We start from the raw sequence: 21,925 nt of genomic DNA, 5'->3' as shown, positions 1-21,925 counted from the left end.
GGCCCGCCGGTTCACCCCGGCGGGCCTTCTTATATATATGTGTGCGTGCGGCGTCCGCTCAGAACGGCAGCTTCGGCCCGCCGGGGCCGCCCATTCCGCCCAGGCCCTTCATGCCGCCCATGCGCTTCATCATCTTCATGAGGCCGCCGCCCTTCATCTTCTTCATCATTCCCTGCATCTGCTCGAACTCGTTGAGCAGGCGGTTCACTTCCTGGACCTGCACGCCGGCACCGGCCGCGATGCGGCGCTTGCGCGTGGCCTTCAGCAACTCGGGCTTGCGCCGCTCCAGCGGAGTCATGCTGTTGATGATGCCTTCCTTGCGGCGGATATCGCGCTCGGCGCGGCTCAGGTCGGCCTCGCTGGCCTTGGCGGCCATCTGCGTGGGCAGCTTGTCCATCAGGCTGGAGAGGCCGCCCATCTGCTTCATCTGCTGCAGCTGGCCAAGGAAGTCGTTGAGGTCGAAGCCCGCGCCGCTCTTGACCTTGGCGGCGAGCTTCTGCGCCGCCGCCACGTCGACGCCGGCCGTGACCTGCTCGACCAGCGCCACGATGTCGCCCATGCCCAGGATGCGGCCGGCGTGGCGTTCGGCGTCGAACACCTCCAGGCCGTCGATCTTCTCGCTCACGCCCGCGAACTTGATCGGCACGCCCGTCACCTGCCGCACCGACAGCGCCGCGCCGCCGCGTGAATCGCCGTCGGTCTTGGTCAGGATGATGCCGGTGAGCGGCAGCGCTTCCTTGAAGGCCTTGGCGGTATTGACTGCGTCCTGGCCCTGCATGGCGTCGACCACGAACAGGGTTTCGACCGGGTCGAGCGCGGCGTGCAGCTGCTTGATCTCGGCCATCAGCACTTCGTCGATGGCCAGGCGGCCGGCCGTGTCGACCAGCAGCACGTCGAAATAGTGGCGCCTGGCGTGGTCGAGCGCGGCGCGCGCGATGTCCAGCGGCTTCTGGTCGGGCGTGCTGGGGAACCACTCGGCGCCGGCCTGCCTGGTGACGGTCTTGAGCTGCTCGATGGCGGCGGGGCGATACACGTCGCCCGACACGGTGAGCACCTTCTTCTTGCGCTTCTCGATCAGGTGCTTGGCCAGCTTGGCGGTGGTGGTGGTCTTGCCGGCGCCCTGCAGGCCGGCCATCAGGATCACCGCCGGCGGCTGGGCCGCGAGGTTGATGTCGGAAACGCCCTCGCCCATGGTGGCGGCGAGCTCGCGGTTGACGATGCCCACCAGCGCCTGGCCCGGCTTGAGCGAGCCCAGCACTTCCTGGCCGAGCGCCTTCTCCTTCACGCGGGCGACGAAATCGCGCACGACGGGCAGGGCCACGTCGGCTTCCAGCAGCGCCATGCGCACCTCGCGCAGCATGTCCTGCACGTTGCTTTCGGTGATGCGGGCCTGACCGCTCATCGTCTTGACGAGGCGGGAGAACTTTTCTGTGAGGGCGGTGGCCATGAGGGGGATGCCTTGCTGCCCGCTATGGCGCGGGCCGGATGAGAAGCCTGGGAGACGGGAAAGAACTTGAAGCCGGGCGCCGGGAACGCAATAGCGAGACGCTAAACTCCGGCCGATGATTTTAGCGATCCCCTCCCCGCTCGGCGTGGCTCTGGGCATCGCCACCGCGGTTGCCTACGGTTTTGTCGCCGCCGCCGGCGCCAGATTCAGCCGCCAATCGACCCAATGGACGCTCGGGATCGCATGGCTGCTGCACGCCGCCGCTCTCGCCCATGGTCTCGTCGGCAGCGAACCGCGCTTCGGTTTCGCGCCCGCGCTGTCGGTCACGGCCTGGCTGGTGCTCACTGTCTACGCGGTCGAAAGCCGCATGTATCCGCAACTGAAGGTGCGTCGCGCGCTCGCCTGGCTGGGCGCGGCCGCGGTGCTGCTGGCCATCCTGTTTCCCGGCACGCCGCTGCACGTGACGGCCTCGCCGTGGCTGCCGCTGCATCTGGCGCTGGGCATCGCCTCGTACGGCCTTTTCGGCGCCGCGGTGGTGCACGCCTGGCTCATCACCCGCGCAGAGAAGCAGATCCGCCTGGCCGCGGCCGTGGAACCGCAAGGCGGCGTGCCGCTGCTCACGCTCGAGCGGCTCACCTTCCGCTTCGTCACCGCCGGCTTCGTGCTGCTGTCGGCCACGCTGCTGGCGGGCCTGCTGTTCAGCGAGCAGCTGTACGGCGCCGCCGGCCGTGCCTGGAAATGGGACCACAAGACCATCTTCTCGGTGCTCGCCTGGATCAGCTTCGCGATCCTGCTGATCGGCCGCGCCCGCTTCGGCTGGCGCGGACGGACCGCGCGCCGCGTGCTCTATGCCGGCTCGGCGCTGCTGCTGCTGGCCTACGTCGGCTCGCGCTTCGTGCTCGAAGTGGTTCTCGCGCGCCCCCCCGTCTGAAATGAAATACCTCCTCGTCCTCGCGGTGCTCTGGGTCGCGATCTGGCTCTGGCGCAAGAACCGGCGCGAAGAAATGCACGACGCCATGCGCGAGCGCGCGGCCAAGGCACGGCAACAGCAGCGCACGGCCGCCAGCCAGCCGCAGGCCATGGTGCGCTGCGCCCATTGCGGCCTGCACCTGCCGGCGACCGATGCCATCGCCGGCCCCGGCGGCGCGGTCTACTGCAGCACCGCGCACCGCGAAGCCGCCACGCAGCAATGAGCACGCCCCTGTGGTCGCGCGGCGAGCCGGTCACCGACTGGGACGTGCTCGACCAGGGCCCGGCCGAGAGCTCGGCGCTGGGCCGCCTCTGGCGCGGCTTCATGGGCGCGCGCTGCTTCGTCGCGCTGGTGCTGGTGCTGCTGCAGGGCGTGGCGTTCGCGATCGGCCAGACCATGCAGACGGCGGCCATCGCCGTCTCGGCGCTGTACCTGGCCGCGACGTGGCTGGGCATGCGCTACTCGCGCTTCCAGCCGCCGATCCGGGGCTTCGCCGCGTCGTGGCTGATGACCATCGGCATCGACCTGGCGGCCTTCGCCGCCTTGCAGGTGCTGCAGGGCGGCAACGTCAACTACACGCCGCTGTTCGCGCTGCCGGTGCTCATGAGCGCGGTGCTGGGCACCATGATCGTGAGCCTGGGCACCACTGCCACCGTCACGCTGCTGCTGCTGGCCGACGCGGGCTGGCACTGGCTGCAGCAGCCAGCCGATTCGTCGCCGCGCTTCGTGCAGGCGGCGCTCACCGGCACCGGATTCTTCGTGGTGGCGCTGCTCGCGCACGAGATGGCCCGCCGGCTGGCGCGCGAGGAAGCGGTGGCGCAGCGCAACCGCAGCAGCGCGCAGATGCAGGCGCAGGTCAACGACCTGGTGATCGAGACGCTGAGCGAAGGCGTGCTGGTAATCGACGCCGAGGGCCTGGTGCATGCGGCCAACCCCGCGGCCGACGCCATCCTCGGCCAGGGCCTGGCCAGGCTGACGCTGCCCTTCCCGCTGCATGCGCAGCCGGCCTGGCACGCACTCGCCGCGCTGGCCCGCCAGACCTTCGCGCGCCGGGCGCCGCAGACGGAGGAAATTCCGGTGGCGCAGGCGCGCGGCGCGGCGCGCGAGGTGCGCGTGCGCACTCGCCTCACGCCCGCCAGCGAGAAGCGCGCGGACAGCCTGTGCGTGATGTTCCTGCAGGACCTGCGCGAGCTCGAGGCCCGCATCCGCACCGAGAAGCTGGCGGCCATGGGCCGCATGTCGGCCGCCGTGGCGCACGAAATCCGCAACCCGCTGGCCGCCATCACGCAGGCCAGCGCGCTGCTCAACGAAGACCTGACCGACCCCGCGCACCGCAAGCTGACGAGCATGGTGCAGCACAACGCGCAGCGCCTGGCGCGCATCGTGGACGACGTGCTCGACGTTTCCCGCGCGCGCCAGCAGCGCGTGCTCTCGCTCGGCGAGCAGCTGGTGCTCGACCCTGCGGTGCAGGTGCTGGCCGAGGAATGGGTGCGCCAGACGCAGCGCAAGGGCGTGCTCATGTCGTTCGACGCGCCCGCCAGCGAGGTGCGCTTCGACGCCGAGCACCTGCGCCGGCTGATCGTGAACCTGCTGGACAACGCCTCGCGCTACGCCGGCACGCGCGAGGGCTCGATCCAGGTGCTGACCGCGCTGCAGCGCAGCGGCACCAGCCGCCCGAGCCTGATGGTGTGGAGCGACGGCGCACCGCTCGAACCGGCGGTGCAGCGGCACCTGTTCGAGCCGTTCTTCTCCTCGGAGAGCCGCTCCAGCGGCCTGGGCCTTTTCCTGTGCCGCGAGCTGTGCCGGCGGCACGGCGCCACCATCGGCTACGAGCGCCGCGCGCTGGTGCCGGGCGGGCCCGAGGGCAACGAATTCTTCGTCAGCTTCGCCCCCAGCGAAAACCGGCTGACACAATAGCGCCCGTGAGCAACTCCCCCTCTTCTTCCACCCAGCGGCCGGCGCAGATCCTGGTCATCGACGACGAGCCCGATCTGCGCACGCTGTACGAGCTGACGCTGCTGCGCGAGGGCTATCGCGTCGAGGCGGCGGGCAGCGTGTCGGAAGCCTGGCAGCACCTGGAGGCCGCGCGCTTCGACGCGGTGATCACCGACATGCGGCTGCCCGACGGGCAGGGCATGGAGATCATCCACCGCATCCAGAAGAATCAGCGCAGCGAGCGCTGCGTGGTGATGACCGCCTACGGCTCCGCCGAGAACGCGGTGGAGGCGCTGAAGGCCGGCGCCTTCGACTACCTCACGAAGCCGGTCGACCTCAAGCAGTTCCGCGCGGTGGTGGCTTCCGCCGTGCAGGCGCGGACGACGCCGCAGCCGCTGGCCAAGCCTGTGCAGGCGACGCCCGCTGGAAGCAACAGGGCCGAAGCAGAGGCGGCGCCTACGTCCGGCACCGGCATCGCCGCGCTCGACCGGCTGGTGGGCGAATCGGAGCCGATGCGGCTGGTCAAGTCACGCATCGCCAAGGTGGCGCGGGGCATGGCGCCGGTGCTGGTGCGCGGCGAATCGGGTACCGGCAAGGAACTGGTCGCGCGCGCGGTGCATGCCTGCAGCCAGCGCAGCGAAGGCCCCTTCGTCGCGGTGAACTGCGGCGCGATTCCCGAGAACCTGCTCGAGGCCGAGTTCTTCGGCGCGAAGAAGGGCTCCTACACCGGCTCCTCGCAGGACCGCGACGGCTACTTCCAGGCCGCGCGCGGCGGCACGCTCTTTCTCGACGAGATCGGCGACCTGCCGCTGGCCATGCAGTCGAAGCTCCTGCGCGCGATCCAGGAGCGCAGCGTGCGCTCGATCGGCTCGACGCAGGAAGATGCCGTCGACGTGCGCATCGTCAGCGCCACCCACAAGGACCTCCACTCCGAAGTGCAGGCCGGCCGCTTCCGGCAAGACCTTTTCTACCGCCTCAACGTGATCGAGATCGCGGTACCCGCGCTGCGTGACCGCCGCGAGGACTTGCCCGCGCTGTGCAGCGCGCTGCTCTCGCGCATCGCACAGGACGGCGGCCTGCCGGTGCCGCATCTGTCCGACGATCTGCTGCGCCGCCTCGCGCAGCATCCGCTGAATGGCAACGTGCGCGAGCTCGAGAACCTGCTGCACCGCGCGGTCGCGCTGAACGACGGCGACGAGCTGCATCTCGACCTGATGGGCGGCTTCACGGCCGCGGCCGAAGCTGCTGCGTCCTCCGCGCCGGCGCCGCTGTCGCCCATCGGTGCCGATGCGCTGGCAGTGCCGACACCGGCGCCGAGCGCACCCGTGGTGGCACCGCCCAGGGCCGCACCGCCGCCGCTGCCTTCCGACCTGCAGTCCTACCTCGACCAGCAGGAGCGCGAGATCCTGGTGCGCGCGCTGCACGAGAGCGGCTTCAACCGCACCGCGGCCGCGGCGCGGCTCGGCATGAGCCTGCGCCAGATCCGCTACCGCATCGCGCGGCTGGGCATCACCACGCCCAACGGCGACGATGGTGCGAACAGCAGCCATGCCGACGACTGAAGAAGCCCCCCCGGCGTCTGGCGACGCACTCTGGCGGGCCGGCTGGTACCGCTTCGCGAAAGCACTGCCCTCTCCCAACTTCGGGCCCCGGCCGCTGGGCGCGCAGATCGACCTCGTCGTGCTGCACTCGATCAGCCTGCCGCCCGGCGAGTACGGCGGCGACGAGGTGCAGCGGCTTTTCACCAACCGGCTCGACTGGGATGCGCACCCCTACTTCCAGGCCATACGCGGGCTGGAGGTTTCGTCGCATTTCTACGTGCGGCGCAACGGCGAACTCTGGCAGTTCGTGAGCTGCGACGACCGCGCCTGGCATGCGGGCGTGTCGTCCTGGCGCGGCCGCGAAAACTGCAACGACTACTCCATCGGCATCGAGCTGGAGGGCCTGGAAGGACAGCCCTTCGAGGAGCCTCAATACGAGACGCTCGCGAGCCTTTGCGCCGCCATCGCGCAGCATTTTCCGGTCGGGCACATCGCCGGCCACGAGCACGTCGCGCCGGGGCGCAAGCAGGACCCGGGCGCCGGCTTCGACTGGCGCCTGCTGCGCGAACAGCTCGGCTGGAATCCACAGATGTTTCCCGAGCAGGTGATCCGGCGCTAATTTTTTCAATCGCGCGGCGGCTTGCGATGCGACGCTCATGCGCCGCAGCAAAGAGAATCTTTCAAACGCGCGATGCAGCAACCATGCGCCCTGCAGGCCCAAATCGGCCTGCAAGCCACGGCCCATGCGGGTTGCAGGACCATAGGCCAGTATTCATGGGGCATCTTTGCAGGTGTTCTATTGCGGAAGTAATACCGGCAATCCTTGTATCCATTGGAAAACGCTACATCTAGTGGGTTGTACGCCCCGTGCACCCTAGATATAGTGTCCCCCGTCCGGTACCGTACACCGGTGCGGCGCCGGGCCAGGTGCCGCCATCCAACAAGAATTGCCAACTGAGAGGAAGCGAATGCAAACAGCCCTGAACCCCCAATCGACCCCGCGTGCCATCCCCTCCACGCCGTCGCAGCAGCAGCGAGACACTGCTGGCTCCCCCGCCGGCCAGAACCTGGCCCACTACCAGATCATCCGCCGCAACGGCGCCGTCGTTCCCTTCGAGCCGAACAAGATCGCCATCGCGATGATGAAGGCCTTCCTGGCCGTGCACGGCACGCAGGGCGCGGCATCGGCCAGCGTGCGCGAGACGGTCGACACGCTCACGCAGGGCGTGATCCGCGCGCTGGTGCGTTCCCGTCCGGGCGGCGGCACCTTCCACATCGAGGACGTGCAGGACCAGGTCGAGCTCGGCCTGATGCGCGGCGGCCACCATGAGATCGCCCGCGCCTACGTGCTGTACCGCGAACGCCGCACGCAGGAGCGCTCGAAGCAGGGCGAGCAGGAAGTGCCGGCCGCTCCCGCGCTGCACGTGCTGGACAAGGGCGAACTGGTCGCGCTCGACCTGAATGAGCTCAAGAGCCTGATCGAGTCGGCCTGCGAAGGCCTGGGCGACAGCATCACGGCCGCTCCCATCGTCGCCGAGACGATGCGCAACCTGTACGACGGCGTGCCGCTCGACGAGGTCTACAAGGCCTCGATCCTGGCGGCCCGTACGCTGATCGAAAAAGACCCCGACTACACCTTCGCCACCGCACGCCTGCTGCTGCACACGATCTTCAAGGAGATCATCGGCCGCGAAGTGCTGCCCGCCGAACGCGCATCCGCCTACGCCGACTACTTCCCGCAGTTCATCAAGAAGGGCGTGGACAACGACCTGCTCGACGAGAAGCTGCTGCAGTACGACCTGCCCCGCCTGGGCGCGGCCCTGAAGCCCGAGCGCGACAACCAGTTCGACTACCTCGGCCTGCAGACCCTGTACGACCGCTACTTCCTGCACGTGCGCAAGACCCGCATCGAGCTGCCGCAGGCCTTCTTCATGCGCGTGGCCATGGGCCTGTCGCTCAACGAGATCGACCGCGAAGCGCGCGCCATCGAGTTCTACGAGGTGCTGTCTTCGTTCGACTTCATGTCGAGCACGCCCACGCTGTTCAACGCCGGCACGCTGCGCTCGCAGCTGTCGAGCTGCTACCTGACCACGGTGCCCGACGACCTGGACGGCATCTATGAGTCGATCAAGGAAAACGCGCTGCTGTCGAAGTTCGCCGGCGGCCTGGGCAACGACTGGACCCGCGTTCGCGCGCTCGGCAGCCACATCAAGGGCACGAACGGCGAATCGCAGGGCGTGGTGCCCTTCCTGAAGGTGGTGAACGACACGGCCGTGGCCGTGAACCAGGGCGGCAAGCGCAAGGGCGCCGTCTGCACCTACCTCGAAACCTGGCACCTCGACATCGAGGAGTTCCTGGAGCTGCGCAAGAACACCGGCGACGACCGCCGCCGCACGCACGACATGAACACAGCCAACTGGATCCCCGACCTGTTCATGCGCCGCGTGATGGAAAAGGGCACCTGGACGCTGTTCTCGCCCTCCAACGTGCCCGACCTGCACGACCTGTTCGGCGCCGAGTTCGAGAAGGCCTACGTCGCCTACGAAGAGAAGGCTGCCCGCGGCGAGATCAAGCCGAGCCGCACCATCCAGGCCACCGATCTGTGGCGCAAGATGCTCACGATGCTGTTCGAGACCGGCCACCCCTGGATCACGTTCAAGGATGCCTGCAACGTGCGCTCGCCGCAGCAGCACGCCGGCGTCGTGCACTCGTCCAACCTGTGCACCGAGATCACGCTGAACACCAGCGACACCGAAACCGCCGTGTGCAACCTGGGTTCGGTGAACCTGCTGCAGCACCTGAAGGACGGCAAGGTCGACCAGGAGAAGCTGAAGAAGACCGTGTCGACCGCGATGCGCATGCTCGACAACGTGATCGACATCAACTACTACGCCGTGAAGAAGGCGCGCGACTCGAACCTGCGCCACCGTCCGGTCGGCCTGGGCCTGATGGGCTTCCAGGACGCGCTGTACGAACTGCGCATTCCCTACGCTTCGCAGGAAGCCGTGCAGTTCGCCGACGAGTCGATGGAAGCCATCTGCTACCACGCCTACTGGGCCTCGACCGAGCTGGCCAAGGAACGCGGCAAGTACTCAAGCTACAAGGGCTCGCTGTGGGACAAGGGCGTGCTGCCGATCGACTCGCTCGACCTGCTCGAGAAGCAGCGCGGCGGCTACGTCGAGGTCGACCGCTCGGCCACCCTCGACTGGGACGCGCTGCGCTCGAAGATCAAGGCCGACGGCATGCGCAACTCGAACTGCGTGGCGATTGCTCCGACCGCGACCATCTCGAACATCATCGGCGTGGACGCCTCGATCGAGCCCTGCTTCGGCAACCTCTCGGTCAAGTCGAACCTGTCGGGCGAATTCACCGTGATCAACCACTACCTGGTGCGCGACCTCAAGCGCCTGGGCCTGTGGGACGACGTGATGGTGATGGACCTGAAGCACTTTGACGGTTCGCTGCGCCCCATCGACCGCGTGCCGCAGGACGTGAAGGCGCTCTACGCCACCGCGTTCGAGATCGAGACCACGTGGCTGGTGGAAGCCGCCGCGCGTCGCCAGAAGTGGATCGACCAGGCGCAGTCGCTGAACATCTACATGGCCGGCGCATCGGGCAAGAAGCTCGACGACACCTACAAGCTCGCATGGCTGCGCGGCCTGAAGACCACGTACTACCTGCGCACGCAGAGCGCGACGCACGCAGAGAAGTCGACGGTGCAGTCGGGCCGCCTCAACGCGGTGTCGTCGGGCAACGGCGAAGCGACTTCTTCCTCCGGCATGAGCGCGCTCGAAGCCGCTGCTGCTGCGGCAAAGGCGCAGATGAGCGCGATTCCCGCCACCGACATCGCGTTCTGCGGCGTGGACGATCCGACCTGCGAAGCGTGCCAATAAACGCTTCGGTGCTCGCGACAACAACTCAGTGAGGTGCTCGCGAAATCGCGCGACGTTCAATCAATCAAGGCATTGACTGACATCGCGCGATGCATGCGAGCAACATAACAACCACATAAATGGCGTGCGATGTGAACGAGCACTTTGCAACTCACATCGTTACTCCGATAATTTGAGCATTGGATTTTTCTATGTTGACCTGGGACGAAGAAGTCAAGCCCTCCTTACCAAAGGATATGCAACAAGGTTTGCAGCACCACAACGCATCGACCGGCGGATTGCCCGCAGGCCGTTCGGTGGACGCTCCGGCTTCGTCTTCCGTCGCGCAACCCACCCTCCGCACCTTCAGCACGCTCGATGACGGCGCGCAGGTGCGCCCGGTTGCCACCGCCGCTCCTGCAGCAGCAACGCCCGCAGTCGCCACCCAATCCACCCAGCGCGTCAAGGCTTCGGACAAGCGCATCATCAACGGCCAGACCGACGTCAACCAGCTGGTGCCGTTCAAGTACAAGTGGGCGTGGGAGAAGTACCTCGCCACCTGTGCCAACCACTGGATGCCGCAGGAAGTGAACATGACGCGCGACATCGCGCTCTGGAAAGATCCGAACGGCCTGAGCGAAGACGAGCGCCGCATCGTCAAGCGCAACCTCGGCTTCTTCGTGACCGCCGACTCGCTGGCCGCCAACAACATCGTGCTGGGCACCTACCGCCACATCACGGCGCCCGAATGCCGCCAGTTCCTGCTGCGCCAGGCTTTCGAGGAAGCGATCCACACGCACGCGTACCAGTACATCGTCGAGTCGCTCGGCCTGGACGAGAGCGAGATCTTCAACGCCTACAACGAAGTGCCGTCGATCCGCGAGAAGGACCAGTTCCTGATCCCGTTCATCGACGCCATCAGCGACCCCAACTTCCACACCGGCACGCCCGAGGCCGACCAGAAGCTGCTCAAGTCGCTCATCGTGTTCGCCTGCCTGATGGAAGGCCTCTTCTTCTACGTCGGCTTCACGCAGATCCTCGCGCTGGGCCGCCAGAACAAGATGACCGGCGCCGCCGAGCAGTACCAGTACATCCTGCGCGACGAGTCGATGCACTGCAATTTCGGCATCGACCTGATCAACCAGCTCAAGCTCGAGAATCCCGGCCTCTGGACGGCGGAGTTCAAGGCGGAGATCAAGGCACTCTTCCTGCGTGCCGTCGAGCTCGAATACAGATACGCCGAAGACACCATGCCCCGTGGCGTGCTCGGCATGAACGCCTCCATGTTCAAGGGCTACCTGCGCTACATCGCCAACCGGCGTGCACAGCAGATCGGCCTCGAAACGCTCTTCCCGAACGAAGAAAATCCGTTCCCGTGGATGAGCGAAATGATTGACCTGAAGAAAGAGCGCAATTTCTTCGAAACCCGCGTGATCGAATACCAGTCGGGTGGTGCGCTCTCCTGGGATTGAATCTTTCGAAAAGAATTAATGAATTCAAGAATTGCCCTTGCCACCGATCGCGCCGAAGAGCGCGGCATGGACGAGGGCTCAGGTGTTCATGGTGCTGGAGCAAAGATTCCAACACCATGAATCGCTTCACGTTACCCAACGTGCGTGGAGTGCTTCAATAGGTTGATTTTTTCAACTTGATCAAGGAGAAATAGAAATGGCAACTGCAAAGAAAGCTCCGGCTAAGAAAGCCGCTGCAAAGAAGGCTCCGGCTAAGAAGGCCGTCGCCGCCAAGAAGGCTCCTGCCAAGAAGGTAGCCGCCAAGAAGGCACCGGCCAAGAAGGTCGCTGCCAAGAAGGCTCCGGCAAAGAAGGTAGCAGCGAAGAAGGCAGCACCGGCGAAGAAGGCCGCTGCCAAGAAGGCTCCTGCCAAGAAGGCCGTAGCGAAGAAGGCGCCTGCGAAGAAGGCTGCTGCCAAGAAGGCCCCGGCGAAGAAGGCCGCTGCCAAGAAGGCGCCTGCGAAGAAGGCTGCTGCCAAGAAGGCCCCTGCCAAAAAGGCTGCGGCCAAGAAAGCCGCGAAAAAGCCTGCTGCCAAGAAGCCTGCTGCGAAGAAGGCTCCCAAGGCCGCTGCTCCTGCCAAGGCTGCCGCCGTAGCGCCTGCCCCTGCGGCGCAAACGACGCTGAACCCCCAGGCAGCCTGGCCGTTCCCCACGGCCAGCAAGCCCTGAGTTTCTCAGCGGCCTTGAAGGCAAAAAGCCCGGCACCTCACGGTGCCGGGCTTTTTTTATCGCCCCTTATCGCCCTTCCAGGCGCTCTCTCAAAGAGAAGATCAGACGCCCAGCGCCTTGCGATCGATCTCGTAGTTCTGCGGGCCACGCTGCGCAATCTTGATCGCGCCGACCTTGTTGCCCAGCGCCGCGCACTGCGCGAGCGGCCAGCCCTTTTCCAGACCGAAGAGCAGCGCGCCACGCCATGCGTCGCCGCAGCCCGTGGGCTCGACCACCTCGGTGGCCACCACGCCCGGCACGTGCTCGCGCTCGCCATCGATCCAGATCTCGCAGCCCTCGGCCGCCAGCGTGACCACGAGGCCACGCACGCGCCTGGAGATCTCCGCAAGGCTCCAGCCGGTGCGCTGCGACAGCATCTTTCCTTCGTAATCGTTCACCACCACCCAGCTCGCCAGATCGACGAAATGGCGCAGCGCCTCGCCATCGAACATCGGCAGGCCCTGGCCCGGATCGAACACGAACGGGATGCCCGCTGCGGCGAACTGCTCAGCGTGCTGCAGCATCGCGTCGCGGCCATCGGGGGCGATGATGCCGAGCTTGATGTCCTCGCGCGCAGCCACCTTGGTGACGTGCGCCTGCTGCATCGCGCCGGGGTGGAAGGCGGTGATCTGGTTGTTGTCGACGTCGCTCATGATCATCGCCTGCGCGGTGAAGGTGTCGTCGAGCTGGCGCACGAACTCCGTGCTGATGCCCAGCGAGCGCATGCGCTCGAGGTACGTGGCGCCATCGCTGCCCAGCGTGGCCATAGGCAGCGCCGTGCCGCCCAGCGCATTGAGGCTGTAGGCGATGTTGCCCGCGCAGCCGCCGAAGTCGCGGCGTAGCGTCGGCACCAGGAACGACACATTGAGGATGTGCAACTGATCAGGAAGGATCTGGTCGGCGAACCGGCCCTCGAAAGTCATGATGGTGTCGAATGCGAGGGAACCGCAAATCACTGCTGCCATGGTTAGCCGTTGGTGTGTTGAGTGGTGGATGAAAGCGAGAAGGACACACGCGCGCACGAGCCCCGCTCAGGGATAGAAAGCCTCGACGCGATAGCCCGCGACGGGCGGCAGCGCCGCCGCTTCCGAAGCGGACAAGGTCAGGGGCAGCGAGGCCGCGCGATCCGCGCGCGCCTGCAACACGGCCGGAGCGCCGTAGTCCGCCGGCATCAGCACGCGGCGCACCACGGCGCGCTCCTGCGTGTCGAGCAGCGAGAGCTCGACGGCCGGCATCGCGAGCGGCACCGTGGCGCCGTTGCGCAGGGTGAAGCTCAGGCGGTAGTCGTTGCCGCCGCTCTTCTCGCGCGCGAAGGCCGCGCCTTCGATCACGATGTCGCCGATCTGGCGCAGCGCGCCGAGCTCGCAGCCGGTGTACTGGCACAGCGCCGCAAGCGTGGGCCGCAGGTTGGGCTGGCGCGCGACGATGCCGTCCCGTTCATGGCGAACGATCTGCAGAACCAGCAACAGCGCCGCAAGAACCGCCAGCAGGACCAGCAGCACCCGCACACCCCTGCGCTGCCAGAAGCCCGGTGCCTTTTCCAGCGGCTCGTCGTCCTCCGCGAAGGGATGCCCCGGCGGCGGCTCGAAGATCGGCGAGAGCACCGGATCGGGCTCGTCGGCTCCGCTTTCGGTCTCTTCCCGCACCACCAGGGCCGGCGATGCCTTCGCGGCCGCACGCTCCTCGCGCGCCTTGGCGCTTGCGATCTTGGCCGACTTTGCACGAGCCCGGCGCAGCGCCTTCTGCATCTGGACCTGGTCGTGTTCCTTCTCCAGTTGCTCGCGTTCGTCCGCGGCACCACCGTCGTCGGCGGCGTCGTCATCGCTCGCACGCTGGATGAGCGTGCGCGTCTTGACGATGCGCGGCGTAACCGGCAGCGGCGGCGCCGGTGGTGGCGGCGCGGGCGGCGGAGACGCAAGATTCAGGTCGATGTTCGGAAACGGCGGCAGCGTGCTCGGCGGCGGCTTCCAGGCGGGCTGCGTGGCGTCGAGGTCGGACCACGGCTCGTCGGCGGCGAGGCCGTGCTCGGGCAGGGTCAGCGAGAACGCGGGCAGCGGCGACGCCGGGGCAGGAGGCGGCGACTGCACCAGCGGCGACACGGTCTTCGGCGTGGGGTCGAGCACCAGGGCATCCGGCGGAAGCAGGTGCTCCTCGTCCGTGAGCCAATCCTTGCGCTGGCGCTGATGCTCGGGCTCGTCGTCAAAGAAGTCCGCATCCTCGGCGGATGACGACAGGGGTTGCTCCGGCTCCTCGAGTCCGGGCTCGGCCGGGGGCAAGGGTTCCGGTGCAGGCGAAGGCGCGGGAGGCTCGGGCGAAGGCGCCGGCTCCGCAGCAGGCTGCTCGACCAGCCCCGGCATGAAGCCACTGCCCTGCACCGCCGGCGACGCACCAGGCGCGACCGCTGTCCCGCCGGTCCCTTCGGATGTCTCGTGCAGGTCGAGCGTCGCGTCGAACACATTGCTGCAGCGGCCGCAGCGCACCCAGCCATCCGAGATGCGAAGCTGGTCGCGCACCACCTTGAAGGTGGTGGTGCAGGCAGGGCAGCGCGTGACGAGACTCATGACCGGGCGATTGTAGGGTTGGGCCCTCGCCGCGCGAGGGGCTCAAGGCCACGCAAGAAACCGGCCGCGTGCGCCGCAGCAGCTCAGCAGCGGGCCGTAATGAGGATCCAGCCGTCCTCGCTGTCGCTGACTTCGAGCACCGCGTACGGTGCGTAGGCTTCCTTCAGTTCGTCGGCCTGGCGTTCGAGGATGCCGGCCATGACGAGCGAGCCGCCCGCCTTCACATGGCCGCGCAGCAGCGGCGCGAGCAGCTTGAGCGGCGTGGCCAGGATGTTGGCCAGCACGATGTCGTATTCGCCCTTGGCGGCGTCGGGCAGGCCGGCCTTGAGCTTCACGCCGTTGGCTTCGGCGTTGAGCACGGTCGAGGAGACCGCTGCTTCGTCGATGTCGACGGCATCGATGTCGGTGGAGCCGAACTTCGCGGCGCCGATCGCCAGGATGCCGGACCCGCAGCCGTAGTCGAGCACGCGCCTGCCGGCCAGGGCCCCCTCGCCTCGCGTCGCGATCCAGCGCAGGCACATGCGCGTGGTGGGATGCGTGCCGGTGCCGAAGGCCAGGCCCGGATCGAGCCTGATCACCTGCTTCGCCTGCTCGGGCGGCTCATGCCAGGTCGGCACGATCCAGAACTCGGGCGTGACTTCGACGGGCGCGAACTGCGATTGCGTCAGGCGCACCCAGTCCTGCTCGGGCACCGTCGCGATGCCGAGCACCTCGCAGCCTTCGTCAAAGAAGTCCTGCAGCGCGAGCACCGAAGCGGCGTCCTTGGCCTGCGCCTCGTCGGGAAAGAGCGCGATCACGCGCGAACGCTGCCAGCCCTCCTTGGGCGGCGGCATGCCAGGCTCGCCGAACAGCGCCTGCTCCGCATCGGTCTGCGCGTCGGCGTCTTCCACCGACACGCTCAATGCGTCGAGCGCATCGAGCGCTTCGCACAGCGTCTCGACCCGGTCTTCCGGCGCCATGAGGCGAAGTTCAAACATCGCGATGTTCCAGGCTCAGCGCTTGTGTGCGGCCAGCCACTCTTCCAGATAGTGGATGTTGGTACCGCCGCTCATGAACTTGGCGTCGACCATCAGCTCGCGGTGCAGCGGGATGTTGGTCTGGATGCCTTCGATCACCGTCTCGTTCAGCGCCGTGCGCATGCGCGCCATCGCCTGCTCGCGCGTGTCACCGTAGACGATGATCTTGCCGATCATCGAGTCGTAGTTCGGCGGCACGAAGTAGTTGGTGTACGCATGCGAGTCGACGCGCACGCCCGGGCCGCCCGGCGGGTGCCACATGGTGATGCGGCCCGGCGAGGGAATGAACTTCCAGGCGTCTTCCGCGTTGATGCGGCACTCGATGGCGTGGCCGTTCATCTGGATCTGGCGCTGCGTGAACGGCAGGCGCTCACCCGCCGCGACCATGATCTGCGTCTTGACGATGTCGATGCCGGTGGTGAACTCGGTCACCGGGTGCTCCACCTGCACGCGCGTGTTCATCTCGATGAAGTAGAACTCGCCGTTCTCATAGAGGAACTCGAAGGTGCCGGCGCCACGGTAGCCGATCTTCTTGCAGGCCGCGGCGCAGCGCTCTCCGATCTTCTCGATCAGCTTGCGCGGGATGCCGGGCGCGGGCGACTCCTCGATCACCTTCTGGTGGCGGCGCTGCATGGAGCAGTCGCGCTCGCCGAGGTAGACGGCGTTCTTGTGCTTGTCGGCCAGCACCTGGATCTCGATGTGGCGCGGGTTCTGGAGAAACTTCTCCATGTACACGGCCGGATTGTTGAAGGCCGCCTGGGCTTCCGCCTTCGTCATCTGGATCGCGTTGACCAGCGCCGCCTCGGTGTGCACCACGCGCATGCCGCGGCCACCGCCGCCGCCGGCGGCCTTGATGATGACCGGGTAGCCGATGGCTCGCGCGATGCGCTTGTTGGTGGCGGCGTCGTCCGAGAGCTCGCCTTCCGAGCCGGGCACGCAGGGCACGCCGGCCTTGATCATCGCCTGCTTGGCCGACACCTTGTCGCCCATGGTGCGGATGTTGTCGGGCGTCGGGCCGATGAACTGGAAGCCGCTCTGCTCCACGCGCTCGGCGAAGTTCGCGTTCTCGCTCAGGAAGCCGTAGCCGGGGTGGATCGCCTCGGCGTCGGTCACCTCGGCCGCCGAGATGATCGCCGGCATGTTGAGGTAGCTCTGCGCCGATGGGGCCGGTCCGATGCAGACAGCCTCTTCGGCGAGCTTGATGTACTTGGCGTCGCGGTCGGCCTCGGAATAGACCATCACGGCCTTGATGCCGAGCTCGCTGCAGGCGCGCTGGATCCGGAGGGCGATTTCCCCCCGGTTTGCAACCAGGATCTTCTTGAACATGCTTACTCGATGATGAACAGCGGCTGTCCGTATTCGACCGCCTGGCCGTTTTCGCCGAGGATCTGGGTGATGGTGCCGGACTTGTCGGCCTCGATTTCGTTGAGGATCTTCATCGCCTCGATGATGCAGAGGGTGTCGCCCTCGTTGACCTTGCTGCCGACCTCGACGAATGCCGGAGCGCCCGGGCTCGACGAACGATAGAAAGTGCCGACCATCGGCGATTTCACCGCATGGCCGGACGGCGCGGCCTCGGCGGCAGGCGCAGCGGCCGCGGCGGGAGCCGCCGGGGCGCTGACGGCCGCGGCCGGCGCGGCGGCAGCGGCCTGAGGCGCGGCCAGGGTTTGCACATACTGCACCGGAGCGGCGCCGCCGCCCTTGACGATGCGAACCTTGCCTTCGGTTTCCGTGATTTCCAGTTCGGAAATATTCGATTCGGACACCAGATCGATCAGTGTCTTGAGTTTGCGCAGATCCATGGGACTCCAGTGCCGGCTGTGCCGGTCTTCAGGATATAACTTGTTCGAAAATCGGTGATTTTCGGCGTTCGGCGTCTAACGCCAGCGTAAGGAACTGATTCTAACCATGAACCAGTTCACGCCGCCAAGTCTCCAGGTCGGTCGCTTCGAGCTTGCCCATTTTACGGGCGGCCACGGAGCCGTTCGCGTTCAGGACCAGCGTGAAAGGCAGTCCGCCGCCCGTGTTGCCCAGGTTCTTGACCAGTTCGGTGCCCTGCAGGCCGGCCAGGCCCGTGGGATAGGTGACCGGCGTGCGCTGCAGGAACTTGCGCACGGCGCTCGGCTGATCGATGGCCAATCCGATCACTTGCCATCCATTCGCCCCATTTTGACGGAAGAAGGCGTCGATCATCGGCATTTCCTCGACGCAGGGCGGGCACCATGTCGCCCAGAAGTTCAGCAGCAGCGGCTTGCCCCGCAGACTCGACAGGACGAGGTCACCGCCCTCCGGACGCTCGAAGCTCTGGGCCCAGAAGGCTGCGTCGAGCATCTCCTTGCCGCCCGCACCGCCCCCTGCACTGCGCTCCTTCCACCAGGCGCCGCCGAGCCCGGCCGCCGCAGCCGCGGCCGCCACGCCGGCATAGAGCATGCCGCGTCGGGTGGGCGAAGAAGTCATTCACTTGTCCTTTTCTCGTTCAATCAGTCGGCGCAATGCGGGCAGGTCACCGCGCGGCACGCGCCCCTGGGCATCAGGCTTCAGGGCGCCGCGCAGGTCGTCGAGGTCGTACACAAGCAGGTGCACGCCGATTTCCTCGCCGAGCGCGCGGCTCGGCGCATGCACGCTCAGGGCCTCGACCTGCTCGCCGTGGAAGCCGGTCACCATGCGCGGTTCGTAGTCCACGTGGTGATCGATCAGGGCTATCTCCGCCGATTTGGGATCATCGCAGAACAACTGAATATAAATGTCTGACAGCCGCGTGGCCGTTCCGTGCCAGACGGCGCCGCCCACATGAGGGCGGAAGACAGCCATGCGCTCCATCCATTCGAGCGCGAGCAGGCGCAATGCGTGCAATTCCTGTGGCTGCGTGTCGGCGCAGAAGAGCTCGATGTACTCGCGCACCTCGGCTTCGACCTCGTCGTTGTTCGGCAGCGCGGTGCGCGTCGAAAGCCCCAGGTCGCGCAAGGCCCGCCGCTTGGCGGGGCCGTATTCGAGCCCCTCCTCCACGACGAGGCGGGCTGCGGCGGCGGCGATTTCACGCTTGGACGTGTCCATCGGGGCATTTTGCCCGCAGTAGGCGCCCCTCACATGAACATCAGTACGCGGCACGGGACAAACGGGCGCCCCCGCCGAAGGGCCTGCACACCGCTTACCTAGAATCGACCAATGCACATTCATATCCTGGGTATCTGCGGCACTTTCATGGGCGGAGTGGCCGCCCTCGCCCGCGAAGCCGGCCACCGGGTCACGGGCTGCGACGCCGGCGTGTACCCCCCGATGAGCGACCAGCTGCGCGCCCTCGGCATCGACCTGATCGAGGGCTTCGGTGCCGACCAGCTCTCGCTGGCCCCTGACATGTTCGTGGTCGGCAACGTGGTCTCCCGCGCGCGGCTGGCCGACGGCAGTCCCAAGTTCCCGCTGATGGAAGCCATCCTCGACGCCGGCAAGCCCTACACCAGCGGCCCGCAGTGGCTGGCCGAACACGTTCTGCTGGGCCGCCACGTGCTGGCGGTGGCCGGCACCCACGGCAAGACGACCACCACCTCGATGCTTGCCTGGATCCTTGAAAAGGGCGGCAAGTCCCCCGGCTTCCTGGTGGGCGGCGTGCCGCTGGACTTCGGCGTCTCGGCCCGGCTGGGCGACGGCCCCGCCTTCGTCATCGAGGCCGACGAGTACGACACGGCCTTCTTCGACAAACGCAGCAAGTTCGTGCACTACCGGCCGCGCACCGCGGTGCTGAACAACCTGGAGTTCGACCACGCGGACATCTTCGACGACCTTGCCGCCATCGAACGCCAGTTCCACCACCTCGTGCGCACCGTGCCCGGCACCGGCCGGCTGGTGGTGAACGCCACCGAGGAAAGCCTGCAGCGCGTGCTGGCCCAGGGCTGCTGGAGCGAACTCGCGCGCTTCGGCGCGGGCGGCGAGTGGCAGGCACGCGGCACCCACGACGCCTTCGACGTGCTGCTGCGCGGCGAGGCGGTCGGCCGGGTCGAATGGGAGCTTTCCGGACTGCACAACCAGATGAATGCGCTGGCCGCCATTGCCGCGGCCGAGCATGTGGGCGTGGCGCCGGCCGATGCAGCGCGGGCGCTCGGCAGCTTCCGCAACGTGCGCCGCCGCATGGAACTGCGCGGCACGGTCGAGCGCGACGGCGGCGCGATCACGGTCTATGACGACTTCGCCCACCATCCCACCGCGATCCGCACCACGCTCGACGGCCTGCGCAAGAAGCTGGACGACGCTGGCCGCAAAAGTGAGCGCATCCTCGCTGTCTTCGAACCGCGCAGCAACACGATGAAGCTGGGCGTCATGGCGGCGCAGTTGCCGTGGAGCCTGGAATCGGCCGACCTGTCGTTCTGCCACACGGCCGGCCTCGACTGGGACGTGGCCGCCGCGCTCGCGCCGATGGGCGATCGCGCGCAGGTCGCGGGGGCCATCGAGCCGCTGGTGAAGCAGATCGTCGCCGCGGCCCGGCCGGGCGATCACATCGTCTGCATGAGCAACGGCGGCTTCGGCGGCGTGCACGACAAACTGCTTGCGGCCCTGCACGCGGCGGCCGCATCATGACCGCCATGCCGATCGGCCGAGCCCGCGAACTGATCGAGACGCTGAAGCTGCAGCCGCACCCCGAAGGGGGCTGGTACGCCGAGGTGTTCCGCTCCACATCGAGCGTCACGCCGGCCGATGGCCGCCCGCCGCGCAGCGCGCTGACCAGCATCTATTACCTGCTCGAGGCGGGCCAGCATTCGCGCTGGCACCGGGTGCTGTCCGACGAAGTCTGGGTGCACCTCGAAGGCGTGCCGCTCGCGCTGTGGACCTGCGACGCCGCGATGCGGACCGCGCCGGCGCACACGCGGCTGGGCCTGGTCGACATCCACGGCACTCGTCCCCAGCACGTGGTGCCCGCCGGCCAATGGCAGGCGGCGCGGCCGATCCAGAGCCACAGCTCGGGCGACTACACGCTGGTCGCCTGCATGGTCGGGCCGGGCTTCGACTTCGCCGATTTCTCCCTGGTGCCGTCCGACAGCGACGAGGCTGCGTCGATGCGGCACCACTGGCCCGACCTGGCCGGATTGCTCTAGGGCCCGCTCACCCCCGGCGGCGCTTGACCGCTTGCGAGAGCGTGTCCAGCACCTGCACCGAGTCTTCCCAGCCCAGGCAGGCGTCGGTGATGCTCTTGCCGTATTCGAGGCCCGAGAGCTGGTCCTTGCCCGGCGTGAACTTCTGGGCGCCCGGCTGCAGGTGGCTTTCGACCATCACGCCGAAGACGCGCTTGGAGCCGTCAGCGATCTGAGCGGCGATGTCCTTGGCCACGTCGATCTGCTTCTGGTGCTGCTTGGAGCTGTTGGCGTGGCTGCAGTCGACCATCAGCGTGGGCGGCAGCTTGGCGGCTTCCAGGTCCTTGCAGGCGGCCTCGACGCTGGCGGCGTCGTAGTTGGGCGCCTTGCCGCCGCGAAGGATCACGTGGCAGTCGCGGTTGCCGTTGGTCTGCACGATCGCGACCTGGCCGTTCTTGTGCACCGACAGAAAGTGATGGCCGCGCGCCGCCGCCTGGATGGCGTCGGTGGCGATGCGGATGTTGCCGTCCGTGCCGTTCTTGAAGCCGATGGGCGCCGACAGGCCCGAGGCGAGTTCGCGGTGCACCTGGCTTTCGGTGGTGCGCGCGCCGATGGCGCCCCAGGAAATCAGGTCGCCGATGTACTGCGGCGAGATCACGTCGAGGAACTCGCTGCCCGCCGGCAGGCCCATGCGGTTGATGTCGATCAGCAGCTGGCGGGCGATGCGCAGGCCTTCGTCGATGCGGAAGCTCTCGTCCAGGTACGGGTCGTTGATCAGTCCCTTCCAGCCGACCGTGGTGCGCGGCTTCTCGAAGTACACGCGCATCACGATCTCCAGCGTGCCGGCGTATTTCTCACGCTCGGCCTTCAGGCGGCGGGCGTATTCGAGCGCGGCGGCCGGGTCGTGGATCGAGCACGGGCCCATGATCACCAGCAGCCGGTCGTCCTTGCCGGCCATGATGTTGTGGATGCGTCCGCGGGTGTCCTCGATCAGCGTCTCGACCGCGGTGCCGCGGATGGGGAAGAAGCGGATGAGGTGTTCTGGAGGGGGGAGCACGTTGATGTCCTTGATGCGTTCGTCGTCGGTCTTGCTGGTTTTTTCGACGCGCGCATACCAGCTGTCGCTGGCGGGGGAGTTGTTCGTGCTCATGGTGCTTCTTCCTTGTGTGCTGCTGGAGTTGGAATCGAGGGGACAAGAAAAAACCGCCGGGGCTTGAGGCCACCGGCGGTTCTGGGAGGGTATTCGTGTGTGCTTTTTACGCGCTCGCCTCTCGTCCGCCGGAAACCGGGAACCAAAAGTAGGCAA

General features: G+C 67.1%; 19 protein-coding genes. 10 read left to right on the top strand and 9 right to left on the bottom strand.

The features are described from left to right. Window positions 1-58 precede the first annotated feature (58 nt). Window positions 59-1,447: a signal recognition particle protein gene (ffh, locus tag ABL844_RS05240; protein ID WP_184634780.1), complete on the bottom strand. Its 1,389-nt coding sequence runs from the start codon at window positions 1,445-1,447 to the stop codon at window positions 59-61. 115 nt (window positions 1,448-1,562) lie between these two features. On the opposite strand from ffh, the gene ABL844_RS05235 reads away from it, so the two are divergent. The 8 genes from ABL844_RS05235 to ABL844_RS05200 all read left to right on the top strand — a co-directional run bounded on the left by ABL844_RS05235 (window position 1,563) and on the right by ABL844_RS05200 (window position 11,943). Next, a complete protein-coding gene (locus tag ABL844_RS05235; RefSeq protein ID WP_126021374.1) occupies window positions 1,563-2,378 on the top strand; it encodes a cytochrome C assembly family protein in 816 nt (271 codons plus the stop codon). 1 nt (window position 2,379) lies between these two features. Further along, window positions 2,380-2,640: a PP0621 family protein gene (locus tag ABL844_RS05230; RefSeq protein ID WP_184634778.1), complete on the top strand. Its 261-nt coding sequence runs from the start codon at window positions 2,380-2,382 to the stop codon at window positions 2,638-2,640. Next, the gene (locus tag ABL844_RS05225; protein ID WP_418130683.1) at window positions 2,637-4,334 is read left to right on the top strand and encodes a two-component system sensor histidine kinase NtrB; all 1,698 of its coding nucleotides are present in this window, start codon (window positions 2,637-2,639) and stop codon (window positions 4,332-4,334) included. The genes ABL844_RS05230 and ABL844_RS05225 overlap by 4 nt, the downstream gene beginning before the upstream one ends. Window positions 4,335-4,339: 5 nt before the next feature. Continuing rightward, complete coding sequence (locus ABL844_RS05220; RefSeq protein ID WP_418130682.1) at window positions 4,340-5,914, top strand: sigma-54-dependent transcriptional regulator; 1,575 nt, start codon at window positions 4,340-4,342, stop codon at window positions 5,912-5,914. Continuing rightward, window positions 5,901-6,512: a 1,6-anhydro-N-acetylmuramyl-L-alanine amidase AmpD gene (ampD, locus tag ABL844_RS05215; protein ID WP_418130681.1), complete on the top strand. Its 612-nt coding sequence runs from the start codon at window positions 5,901-5,903 to the stop codon at window positions 6,510-6,512. The genes ABL844_RS05220 and ampD overlap by 14 nt, the downstream gene beginning before the upstream one ends. Window positions 6,513-6,861: 349 nt before the next feature. Next, complete coding sequence (locus ABL844_RS05210) at window positions 6,862-9,786, top strand: ribonucleoside-diphosphate reductase subunit alpha (protein WP_184634770.1); 2,925 nt, start codon at window positions 6,862-6,864, stop codon at window positions 9,784-9,786. A 191-nt stretch (window positions 9,787-9,977) separates the two neighbouring features. Further along, window positions 9,978-11,237 (top strand): ribonucleotide-diphosphate reductase subunit beta, encoded by a 1,260-nt coding sequence (locus ABL844_RS05205; protein ID WP_418130680.1) that lies wholly within the window; start codon window positions 9,978-9,980, stop codon window positions 11,235-11,237. A gap of 196 nt (window positions 11,238-11,433) precedes the next feature. Next, a complete protein-coding gene (locus ABL844_RS05200; RefSeq protein ID WP_019656794.1) occupies window positions 11,434-11,943 on the top strand; it encodes a histone H1-like DNA-binding protein in 510 nt (169 codons plus the stop codon). A gap of 101 nt (window positions 11,944-12,044) precedes the next feature. Here the strand turns inward: ABL844_RS05200 and ABL844_RS05195 are convergent, their stop codons facing one another. The 7 genes from ABL844_RS05195 to ABL844_RS05165 form a co-directional block, all read right to left on the bottom strand. Beyond that, a complete protein-coding gene (locus tag ABL844_RS05195) occupies window positions 12,045-12,947 on the bottom strand; it encodes a carbohydrate kinase family protein (protein ID WP_418130679.1) in 903 nt (300 codons plus the stop codon). Window positions 12,948-13,013: 66 nt separating this feature from the next. Continuing rightward, complete coding sequence (locus ABL844_RS05190; protein WP_418130678.1) at window positions 13,014-14,543, bottom strand: zinc-ribbon and DUF3426 domain-containing protein; 1,530 nt, start codon at window positions 14,541-14,543, stop codon at window positions 13,014-13,016. A gap of 83 nt (window positions 14,544-14,626) precedes the next feature. Next, the gene (prmA, locus tag ABL844_RS05185) at window positions 14,627-15,520 is read right to left on the bottom strand and encodes a 50S ribosomal protein L11 methyltransferase (RefSeq protein ID WP_418130677.1); all 894 of its coding nucleotides are present in this window, start codon (window positions 15,518-15,520) and stop codon (window positions 14,627-14,629) included. 15 nt (window positions 15,521-15,535) lie between these two features. Continuing rightward, window positions 15,536-16,885: an acetyl-CoA carboxylase biotin carboxylase subunit gene (gene accC, locus ABL844_RS05180; RefSeq protein ID WP_184634765.1), complete on the bottom strand. Its 1,350-nt coding sequence runs from the start codon at window positions 16,883-16,885 to the stop codon at window positions 15,536-15,538. Window positions 16,886-16,887: 2 nt separating this feature from the next. After that, window positions 16,888-17,361 (bottom strand): acetyl-CoA carboxylase biotin carboxyl carrier protein, encoded by a 474-nt coding sequence (gene accB, locus ABL844_RS05175; RefSeq protein WP_418124509.1) that lies wholly within the window; start codon window positions 17,359-17,361, stop codon window positions 16,888-16,890. 100 nt (window positions 17,362-17,461) lie between these two features. Beyond that, on the bottom strand, window positions 17,462-18,016 hold the full coding sequence (locus ABL844_RS05170; protein ID WP_126021386.1) for a TlpA family protein disulfide reductase: 555 nt from the start codon (window positions 18,014-18,016) through the stop codon (window positions 17,462-17,464). After that, a complete protein-coding gene (locus ABL844_RS05165; RefSeq protein ID WP_184634762.1) occupies window positions 18,017-18,613 on the bottom strand; it encodes a hypothetical protein in 597 nt (198 codons plus the stop codon). A 111-nt stretch (window positions 18,614-18,724) separates the two neighbouring features. Here ABL844_RS05165 and mpl point away from each other — a divergent pair, with 111 nt between their 5' ends. Both mpl and ABL844_RS05155 read left to right on the top strand, forming a co-directional pair. Continuing rightward, complete coding sequence (mpl, locus tag ABL844_RS05160) at window positions 18,725-20,128, top strand: UDP-N-acetylmuramate:L-alanyl-gamma-D-glutamyl-meso-diaminopimelate ligase (protein WP_418130676.1); 1,404 nt, start codon at window positions 18,725-18,727, stop codon at window positions 20,126-20,128. Next, window positions 20,125-20,643, top strand: a complete 519-nt coding sequence (locus ABL844_RS05155) for a cupin domain-containing protein (protein ID WP_418130675.1) — start codon at window positions 20,125-20,127, stop codon at window positions 20,641-20,643. Before mpl ends, ABL844_RS05155 begins: the two co-directional genes overlap by 4 nt. A gap of 7 nt (window positions 20,644-20,650) precedes the next feature. On the opposite strand, the gene ABL844_RS05150 is transcribed toward ABL844_RS05155, so the two are convergent. Continuing rightward, the gene (locus ABL844_RS05150; protein ID WP_126021390.1) at window positions 20,651-21,769 is read right to left on the bottom strand and encodes a 3-deoxy-7-phosphoheptulonate synthase; all 1,119 of its coding nucleotides are present in this window, start codon (window positions 21,767-21,769) and stop codon (window positions 20,651-20,653) included. Window positions 21,770-21,925: the final 156 nt, after the last annotated feature.

The sequence above is a fragment of the Variovorax sp. 278MFTsu5.1 genome, from assembly GCF_048305045.1.
Lineage (GTDB): Bacteria > Pseudomonadota > Gammaproteobacteria > Burkholderiales > Burkholderiaceae_C > Variovorax > Variovorax guangxiensis.
Note: the sequence above shows the minus strand (reverse complement) of the source record. Positions and strands in the feature narration are given on the sequence as shown.